The following is a 9,444-nucleotide window of genomic DNA, read 5'->3' as shown; positions in this document are numbered from 1 at the left end:
ATCGAACACGCTGGCGGCTTCGGAAAAGGATCCCAGCGAGATGCGTGGCGAGCCTAGCCGCTTTGTCACAGCTTAATTTTGGGATTGGCCTGCGTTCGGTTTTTCGCCAATCGTGGCGGTCGTATAGCCGTCGCCCTCTTGCGCCAGCGTGTCGGACTCTTGCGCCGCTTGCGGCGACTCGCCGTCGACGTAGTTGACGTTGGCGGCCGCTTCCTGATCGGCCAGATTGACGTCGGCGGCCAGCAGGTTCTCTTCGTCGGTGGCCGCGGCCTGGGCCACGCCGCTGGCGTCGGCCACGAAGCTCGCCTTGAGATCCGTCAGCCAGGTGACATAGCCGTCGGCGTAGAGCGCGTCGAAGGCGGCCTGCCCGTCGCTGGGGTCCGCCTGCGATAACCCGGTGGCCGCCGCGGCCAGGATTTGCGCGACGGCGATGGCATAGTCGGCCTGCGCGCCGGCCAGGTTGCCGGCCGTCGTCACCTCTTCGCCCGCCAGCCCCTGCTCGGTGCTGTTTTCTTCCGTACCTTCATTCGTCGTCGTGTCGGACTCGTCGCCGGCCACCGTCTCGGCGTCCGTCGTATTCTCGTCGGCGATGGCGCCGCCCAGCGTTTCCTGGGCCGAGACCGTTTCGCCGGTCAGCGTATCGGCCACCTGCGCCTCGTCGCCGGCGAGGCCGACTTCATCAGCGCCTTGGGCCGTGGCCAACGTCACCTCGGCCGTGCCGATCGTGGTGGCTTCCGTGATTTCCGCGTCGCCGTAGCCGCCCAGCTCCGCCACGCGCGCGGCTTGAACGGCCGCGTTCATCGTGTCGGAATCCGCCGCGTTTTCGGCATTCAACTGGTCCAGCGTGATGTTGTTCTCCAAGTAGGCCACCCAGTTGGACGCATCGCCCTTGACCTGGGCCGCCATGGCCGCGGCCACGGCGTTGTCGTGGGTCTGCGAGGCCGCTGCCTTGTCCTGGTAAAACTGGGCCACCGCGTCGGCCACCGACGTCTGGTAGGCCGCCTGCGCGTCGGCGCCGCTGCCCACCGCCTGCGTCAGGTCGGCGTCGGCGTTCTTCACCGCCTGCACTTCTTCGGACAACAGCGTCCCCATCTCCGTCTGCTGAGCGGCGTCGTCGGCATTGGTCTGGCCCACCAACGCGGCCTCGGTCTCGTCGCCCAGCGTGACTTCCTGCCCGCTGATCTGCGTCTCTTCGTTGACTAGGTCGCTGCCGTCGGTGCTGACCTGGTTCGATTCATCAAGGGCGATGCTGGCGTAGTATTGAAGCAGCGCGGACTCGGGGGTGCCGGACGGAACGCCACTGAGGGCGTTCCCTACCGAGGTGGCGTAGTTGCTCCAGATGGCGTCTTGATAGGTGGCGTTGGCCTGGCCGTAGCCGACTTCGTCGGTCGAGTCGGCTTCGTCTTGGCTGTGGACGAGCGTTTCTTCGTTGCTGTTGTCGGTCGTGTCGAACTGCACGCGACTAAGGCGGGAAGCGCAAGTTGTACGTCGCGCGAGCATTTCAATCGTCGAGGTCAACCTGTTCGCCACCTGCGCGGGTAAACAAAGCGCGGAGTAATGCGGTATCGGTCTCCTGCGGGATCAGGCGGACGTGCGCGTCGGCAAACAACGCCATGAAGCCCGGTGATCGTGGCTCGTCAAGGCCGACCAGCGGCTTGTCGGCGTTGTAGTCGAGATCAGCGGGCTGCGTCCACACCACTTCGTGTTCGGTGTCGGCCTCGACGAGCAAGATCGTGCTGGACGTCGTGTCTCGAAACGCGTCGTAGGGAGTTGGTTCGCGCGCGTTCAGAGCGGTGCCTTTTCCCCGGGGTGTCAGGTATGGGGTACGACCGGTCCGGTCGCCATGCCGGCCGAGGCGACGAAAAACGGCCGGCATGAGCTCAATCAGTTGTCGGTTATGCTTACTATTCCACGGCTCGTCGAGTCGAAACCGCCGATAGAGATCTTCCTCGCCCAGGAATGGTAAAAGTTGCACACGCCAACTCAGCAATGGGATGCCCCAGGACGAGCAAATCGCGGCCGGCGGCAAAGCGCGGTACTTGTCGCCATACGTTTCGAACGCCAGGCCGAGCATGAGAAGGTTCTGCCGAGACTGCGCGCGGTTCGAAGCATCGCGCGCGAGTGCGGCTGGCGCGCGGAGAAGCGCCGATAGCGCGGCGATCTGTTTTTTGTCCGCGTCAAGCTCAAGCAGCAAGCGATCGCCGCGCCGAAGCGGGGTGAGCGTCTGCGACGCATTATCGAGCTTTGGCATGGCATCAACCACATCTGGATGCCGACAAGCGATCCGCACCACTTCTTCCCATAGTGCGCGAAATGCATCAGCACTCGCCTCGTCGGCCGATCGCACGACGAGCTGTAACGACTTTTGCGGTTGCACGTGAACGCCGAGCGCGGCCCAACGGCAACCGTGCGTAACCGTTGTGATCGGCTTTGAGCCAAGCTCTGACGGGAGGCGAGGTAGAACGGCTTCGAGGACCGCACGCTGATCGGCGCTCGGCAAGAAAAGGATCTGCATCGCCGCGCTGTCGACGGCTTTGAAGGCATCGTCGATTTCGGGCCGCGGGCGCGACGACAATCGTCGTGCGTCGGCAACGGTGCGCGCATCACCCGCCACAACGGTCGAGTTGCAAACCTCCGCCGCGCTGAACTGCTCCTTCAACAACTTCACAACTTTGTCCGCCTCGGCACTGCCGGAAACAGGCACAACAAGCAGTGGCGATCCTTCTGTCAAGTCCGCCAGCTTGCCGATGAGGTATGCTTCGCGCACGCCGCACTCCGTTAATGCCGCCAACGCCGCGCGCGCCTCCGAGAGGTCGGCCGCGCCCGGACGTACCGACGAAAGCAACTCTATAGCCGCGGAGAGATTCGCTTCCGGCCAATTAAGAGCCAGGATCAGGAGCGTCTGGTCGTCGACGAAAGGCGCGACCACCGCCGTTCGGCGCTCACTCTTAGTTGGTTCCACGGTCGAGGCCGCGTCCGGAACGAGGCAGGCGATGGCCGCAGCCAAGAGCAGGGCCGGTGACTTTGCGTTCGCGCGGTTGTGCATGCGGTAACTCACGGGGTAAGGCGTATTTCTATTCGAGCGCCGCCCTCTCGAAGCGATTTGCCAGGCGGTGGCGACGCATCGATGACTCCGGTTTGGCCGTCCAACCTGTAGTCAAACGGCTTGCCCGTCACCGGGTCGATTGGAAGCGGAACGCCAACCTCCTGACCGAGGCGTTCGGGCAAGCGGTTATCGCGCATGGCGGCATAGCGCCGCAGAGCTTCGACGATTCGCAGCAGGGCGATGCGGCGTTCGTGCCGCACTCCGCTAAAATGATAAGCCTCGACCGCCGGCAAAAGCAGGTGCAACGGGAGAAAGCAGTTGGTCTCGGCGGCGCGCACGTCGAACGAATCAAAGCGATCGGTTCCGTTCTGGAGCACGTCGTAAGGCAAATACAATCGCTTGAACGCACGGTCGGATTCGATGCGATAGGCATGCACGGCGTCGATCAGCAGCACCCGCGCCGGCGGCAGGCGTGCCACCTGCTCGGCCGAGCGTCCACGGTCGATAATCGCTCGCTTCGCCATGGGATACTGTTTCACCGCCAGCAACGCCAAGGGAAGACGCTCCTCAAACGTGTCGTCGCGTCCGATATACTTCATGAAGTACGCCACGACACGGTCTAGGACGTCCTGCCAGTATTCGCCCGTATGCGTGTCGTCGTCAAGCTCCAGGAGTTCAGGAAAGGAGAGGAGCAGCGATCGGGCCTCTGCCTCCGCAGCCGCGCGAAGATCGACCAACGGTTGCGGCAGCAGTGTCAGCGCCCAATAGAGGTTCGGCGCGTCCGGCTGCCGTATCCAATCGAAGACCCGAGACTCCATCGTCTCCGCGATAGCGAGGGCAACGAAGGCACCCATAAGACCGGGGCGTTGCGAGACGTGCCGGGCCATTGCGAAGCCGGTTTGCAGCAGTGGTAGTGCGTCCTCAAAGCGGCCGTCTTTGATGTGCAAGCGGGCCTGCAGGGCCACCAGAGAAGCCAGCCCGTTCATGGCCTGTACATCGGGCAGCCGTATCGAATAAAACTCTCGGTCCCTTATCGGAGATTCCCAGTCGCAGCTTTCGCAGCACGCGGCCAGCCGCAGGTCGGCGATCAACTCTTGACGTCGCCTGAGAAACGCGCGTATCTCCTCCACGGGCAGTTCGCGTAGAGGCAGCCCCAGCCAACGGATCATCGACTGTCTGCGCTCCATTTCCTCGTCGCCATAGGGAGGGAATTCGATCGCAAGCTTGTTGTAGTGAACCGCCGCGTTTCCTCGTCTACGCTCGGTGATTGGCGGCAGCAGCACGTAACGGAGCGCGATCTCCGGTTCCGGTGCCGGTCGGCACTCAACCCGCCATATCGGCGGCTGCGCTTGATCAAGCTGCGCAATGGCCGGCCGCGTGAGCGCAAAAGCAAAAAGCAGAACCAAGGAATTCCTACAACGCATTATGAATGAGACTCCTGATGATTACGCGCGGAGGCGAGCAGTCTGCGCGGCACTTGATGGCCATGATTGTTAGTCTATCCGACCTGCTTGCGTGGTTTCCAGTTGTCCTGTGCGTTCGCCGACCGGGTGTTTTTCATCGGCCTTGGACGGCGACGTTGGGCCGCGTCAGGTCGACGACAGAGGGAATGTCGTGTTTGTCGAAGGCACGCATTAAGGCGGCGACACCTTGCTTTAATTCGAGCTCGCGCTCTTCAGTATAAAGGGGCAGCAGGCGGTAGAGGTAGATGGTGCGCCCGTCGCGACTGGTGAAGTTTCGGTCGGCCATCACCAGCAGGCTGGTGAATTTCAGGCCCGGCGCTAGGGGCTCGGGTGGGTCGCCGTTGGCGATGATGGTGACGGGGCCGCCGAGCCAGGTGTCGCGCTCGTGCGGATATTTGGCGATCGAGCGCAGCCAATGGATCGGCCAAGCATGCTTGGGGTTCGAGAGCGATTTTTTGTCGATCGGCCAGTTGCCAGGCAACTGGATGAACAGTTCGGCAAAGCGGAAATCGTCGGTCCCCTCAGGGACGCTCATAGGCTGCTCGCTCATGCCCGTGGTAAAGAGCGTCACGTGCTTCCGGTTTTCCGCCGCGGGAATCACATGAATGGCGATGGGCGGTTCCGTCGGCACGATTTCGATTTGTGCCTGTGGCTGCGGTGGTCCGAAGTTTTCCTTGAAGTAGGCAATGACTTCGTCGGCCAGATTTTCGACCGCCGCCCGATCGCGCACTTTCTTTTTTTGCTCGACGGCGCCTTTCGATCGAAGGTATTCGGCGATTTGGCTTTTGCCTGCCGCCCACTCAAGTGCAGTGAAGGTGGTATCCGTATCGTAGAGCCTGTATTCACGGTTCACGTCGGCGCCGTGCTCGACAAGAAGCCGAACGATTTCTAATGCCGATTCATCGGGTTCACGATTGATAGCACCGATGATTGGCCGACCGATGTTGGGGTCGGCAGCGTGAAGCAAGAGGTATTCAACCATCTCGCGACTCGCATTCCCTACGGCGCGCTCCAATGGAGTCGATCTGTGATAAAGTGTGTTAATCTCGCCTCCACTTGCAAGCAGGAACTCTACGACGTCGATGTGGTCGTTCCATGCTGCCGACGACAACATGTGGTCGCGATCTACGGCGAGGTACCTCGGGTGTTCTGCCAAGACCCGCTTCAGCTCTTGAAGATTGCCCTCCGACGCCGCATCGTTGATGGCCCAACGGACGCGATCAGGAAAGTCAAATCTGAACATCGATGCCATTTCCTCGTGACCGCATTGTTCCGCGTAGTCAATCCAGGAATCAATGTCGGCGTCCGTAACGCGCTCCCGGAAGTCGAGGAAGACCAAGCACTCGGGATGCTCAGTCAACAGCCGCCGCACCTCTCCCGCATTACCGTCACGTATCGCGCGCGCGACGCGTTCGATTAGCTCTGAATCGTAGTTTTGCGTCATTTTTTGTCCCAGAAGCTTCGCCCGTTCTCCAACTCATTCCGCATCCATGCCAGTTCCTCCTTTAGGGCCGCCTTGCCCTTCCTGCTTGCCGCGTCAAGGCGCCGATATACCTCTAACGCATATTCGTCGCTATGCAAGTCGTAGCCTTTGCGAGAAAGGGCCCATGCAAAATTCTCTGCACCCGCTTTTTGGCTTTTGTTATTCTTGGCGAAGTCCGCAAATTTCTCGGCATTATCGAAGAGATTGATGTCCGCATCCGCCAATATCTTGTGCGAAGCCTTAATGGCCTCCCGGACCTTCTCGCTGCGCTTGCCTATCTCTGGGATCTTCTTCATGACGATGTGATGGGCGTGCAGCAGCCCGCCCTTCTCGCCAGCCGCGATCAACGCCTTCCGCATTTCGACCAACTTCTCCGGCTTGGCCCACAGCAGTTCTAACGAGTCGCACCAGCCGTTATTATGCACGAGCACGCCACCCTCGCCCACGGCGAACGTGTGATGTCCGGCGACCGTAAGATTGCAAACAGCGATGTCGTGCTGAACGCGCTGCCCAACGGTCTCCACGCGCGCGGGCGCGCCGTTGAGGGAAGCGACCCAATCGCGGGGCCGCAAGTCTTGCGAGTCGACCCATCGCCCTGGCAGCGAAGGGCCTTGGTCTTCGTCGGCACCGAGGCTGCTCGGCGTGCTACGGGCGCCAAGGTCTTGGCCCTCGATGACCCAAAATGGGTGGTTCGCCGTGACCTTGATCGTTGACTCTCCAATCCGCAAGGTCACCATCCAGCCCGAGTAGGTATTGTCGTGGCGCTTGAGTACCTCAGACAACGCCCACTGCCCCGTAGCGAAGTCGAAGGCATGGACCCGTTGGCCGATTTGCACTTCGCCAATCGGACGCAAGCCGCTTTCCGTGGACACGAGCGTGTCGGGAGCGAAGCACATTCTTTCGACGGCTTCGTCGACCGCCTGCTTGAGTCGCTTTTCGGAGAATCCCTGCAGGGCTTTTACGACATCGTCGATCGAGGGCTCAGAGTTATGGTTTTTGAGCACCTTTTTGATCTTGGCCACTTCGTCAGGCCCGACCCAAACCGCTACCTTGCCGACGGTGATCTTGACGATATTGCGGACGCCGTACCAAGACCTTTTCGCCGCCACTGACACCAATTCGGCTTCGGCCTCGCCGAGAATGCCGAACGTGGCCAAGTTCCAGATTTGCTCTTCGAGAGCATCGGCGATGCCTTCGTAGATGGCAACCGGGAAGTTGCCGAACTTGATCGAATTCTTGATGTCTTGGTTGTCGAGCGCCTGGCCGCTCCTGGGAGTCATCGCCCCGCGCGAGTAGATCTTGCTCAGCAGAGATTGCCCCGGATCGGTCGAGTCATTGTTGTTCGCGCCGACGCCGCCGCCCGTGCTCGGCGGTCCCAAGGGCGGTTTCTGCGGTTGGACGTAAAACCACTGGCCTGGGTTCGTGATCCTGTTCCAGAGACTATTCCGCGGCGCGTTGGTCCCCGTCGCGTTGCCCCCCGATGCGTCGGCCAATCGCACGACCATGGCGTTGGCTCCCGTGAAGTGCATCGCCGTTTGATAGTTCTGCACGATCGGAAAATTCCCGCGATCCGGGTCGCGGAGGTGAAACACGTCCATTTCGCTAAAGCTTGCGCCGCCGCCGGCGATGATCTCGTCGGCCCCCGACGTGTCGCCGATCGTGATCGGCCGCTGCGGAGCGCCATTGAACTCGCCCCAGGGCATGATGTCCATCAGGGTGGCCGGACCGAACTCCCACCCGTTCTGCGATCCATGTACAAACGAACCGTATGGCGGCGTCGCCGTCAGCCCCAGTCCCTCGGGCATCAAGGAGGCAGCCTGGTCCATGCGCTCCAGCGGCGACATGATCACCGCCACGCCGCCGTAGTCGAACTGCGCCCCCGCCGCGCGCAGGTAAAAATCGTTCGCCTCGTAGCCCGCGTTGAAGTCGGGCGTCAGGCTGAGCGGAGTTCCGTCATCCGGCGCCTGCAGCACGTCGGGCAAAAGCGAGAACACGGCGTCGACCAGGTCGCCCTGCGCAATCGCGACTTCCTGCGCGCCTTGGGCGTTGGCGATTGCCTGATCGTAGTCTGCCTGCGCGCCCGCGTCGTCGCTGGCTTTTTGGGCGTCGGCCCGCGCCTGGTCGGCGCTCTCTTGCGCATCGGCCGAGGCCTGCGACCGGGTGAGCTGCGCGCCGGCGTCGGCCACTTGCTGTCCCGCCTGGGCCAGGGCCTGGGCCGCCGCCAGATTGGCCCAGGGACTCGGGTTGGCCTGGGCGAAGGCCGCGATGGCCGCCGCGTGTCCGTTCGCGTCCGCCGCCTGGTAGTCGTCAAGCGCTTGCGCGTCGGCCCTCAGCTTGATGTCGTAGTCGGCCGCCTCGGCATGGGCGTAGTCGTGTTCCTGCTGGTCGCCGGTCAATGTGTCGTCGAGCACCGCGCTGGCCTGGCTTTGGGCCTGGGTGAATATCGCATTCGCGTCATCCGTGGCCTGCTGGACGACGGCGGGATCGACGGTCGTTTCGAAGGTGCTGACCGCCAGATTTTCGGCGTCGGCGCGGTCTTGCGCCGCGAGCCCCAGGGTGAGCACGTAGGTCGCGGCATCACCATTCACCGCCAGGTCGTATACGGCCTGCGCCGCCGCATAGCGGTAATCGTGGTCGGCCTGGCCCATCCCCACCTGATACGACGAGCCCGCCTGGGGAGAAAAGGGGTCAGAACTATTTAATTGACAGGGGTGCCGTGGTTTGTTAGATTGGTACCATGCCGCGACCGCTACGACCTATCGAGGATGGCCTGATTTACCACGTCATCGACCGTGGGAACAACCGTCAAGACGTGTTCCACAAAGAGGCCGACTTCCAGGCATTCCGGAAAGCGCTAGGCGAGCTGAAACAGCGGAAGCCGTTCGAGCTGTACGGCTACTGCCTTTTGAATAACCACTTTCATCTTCTGGTCCGGCCGCGGGCGGCCTCCATCAGCCGCATCATGCAGAGCCTGCTGGTCTCGCACACGCAGCGCTATCACCAACACTACCACTCCGGCGGCCACGTGTGGCAAGGACGGTTCAAAAGCCCCGTCATCCAGAATGACGAGCACCTGCTGACCGTCCTGAGGTACATCGAGGCGAATCCGCTACGGGCAACGATTGTCGGACGCGCGGAAGAGTATCGTTGGAGCAGTTACCGCGCGCACGGTCTGGGCGAAGCCGACGAATTGCTCGACCCGCTCTGCATTTACGAGCAGTTATCGCCGTACGCCGCCGTTCGTCAGCGTCTCTGGGAAAAGAAGGTTCATCTGCCTATCGAGGAGCGGGTTTTGGCGGCGATTCGTCGTTCTTCCGCGACCGGTTTGCCCTATGGCGGCGAGGGCTGGGTAAAAGCTCTCGCCAAAAAACTCGACCTGGACCTGACCATCCGGCCTCGCGGCCGACCGCGCAAAGCGGAATCTGAAAAATCGTTCTGACCCCTTTTCTACC

Annotated in this window: 6 protein-coding genes; 1 reads left to right on the top strand and 5 read right to left on the bottom strand. The window is 61.9% G+C overall.

Features of this window, described 5'->3' with window-relative positions; genetic code table 11:
- Nucleotides 1-72 precede the first annotated feature (72 nt).
- From VNH11_27000 to VNH11_26980, 5 genes are all read right to left on the bottom strand, one after another.
- A complete protein-coding gene (locus VNH11_27000; protein ID HVA50044.1) occupies nucleotides 73-1,500 on the bottom strand; it encodes a hypothetical protein in 1,428 nt (475 codons plus the stop codon).
- A gap of 1 nt (nucleotide 1,501) precedes the next feature.
- Complete coding sequence (locus VNH11_26995) at nucleotides 1,502-3,046, bottom strand: DUF1559 domain-containing protein (protein HVA50043.1); 1,545 nt, start codon at nucleotides 3,044-3,046, stop codon at nucleotides 1,502-1,504.
- An 8-nt stretch (nucleotides 3,047-3,054) separates the two neighbouring features.
- Nucleotides 3,055-4,329, bottom strand: a complete 1,275-nt coding sequence (locus VNH11_26990; protein HVA50042.1) for a hypothetical protein — start codon at nucleotides 4,327-4,329, stop codon at nucleotides 3,055-3,057.
- Between the two features lie 274 nt (nucleotides 4,330-4,603).
- Nucleotides 4,604-5,953, bottom strand: coding sequence for a suppressor of fused domain protein (locus VNH11_26985; GenBank protein ID HVA50041.1), 1,350 nt, complete (start codon nucleotides 5,951-5,953; stop codon nucleotides 4,604-4,606).
- The gene (locus tag VNH11_26980; protein HVA50040.1) at nucleotides 5,950-8,640 is read right to left on the bottom strand and encodes a hypothetical protein; all 2,691 of its coding nucleotides are present in this window, start codon (nucleotides 8,638-8,640) and stop codon (nucleotides 5,950-5,952) included. Before VNH11_26980 ends, VNH11_26985 begins: the two co-directional genes overlap by 4 nt.
- Before the next feature lie 89 nt (nucleotides 8,641-8,729).
- Here VNH11_26980 and VNH11_26975 point away from each other — a divergent pair, with 89 nt between their 5' ends.
- A complete protein-coding gene (locus VNH11_26975; GenBank protein HVA50039.1) occupies nucleotides 8,730-9,431 on the top strand; it encodes a transposase in 702 nt (233 codons plus the stop codon).
- Nucleotides 9,432-9,444 lie beyond the last annotated feature (13 nt).

The organism is Pirellulales bacterium, from assembly GCA_035533075.1.
GTDB lineage: Bacteria > Planctomycetota > Planctomycetia > Pirellulales > JAICIG01 > DASSFG01.
Note: the sequence above shows the minus strand (reverse complement) of the source record. Positions and strands in the feature narration are given on the sequence as shown.

Bases quoted from the DNA above. Each gene is read 5' to 3' on its own strand.
- VNH11_27000 (HVA50044.1), bottom strand. From the start codon at position 1,500: ATGCTCGCGCGACGTACAACTTGCGCTTCCCGCCTTAGTCGCGTGCAG.
- VNH11_26980 (HVA50040.1), bottom strand. From the start codon at position 8,640: ATGGGCCAGGCCGACCACGATTACCGCTATGCGGCGGCGCAGGCCGTA.
- VNH11_26995 (HVA50043.1), bottom strand. From the start codon at position 3,046: ATGCACAACCGCGCGAACGCAAAGTCACCGGCCCTGCTCTTGGCTGCG.
- VNH11_26975 (HVA50039.1), top strand. From the start codon at position 8,730: ATGCCGCGACCGCTACGACCTATCGAGGATGGCCTGATTTACCACGTC.
- VNH11_26985 (HVA50041.1), bottom strand. From the start codon at position 5,953: ATGACGCAAAACTACGATTCAGAGCTAATCGAACGCGTCGCGCGCGCG.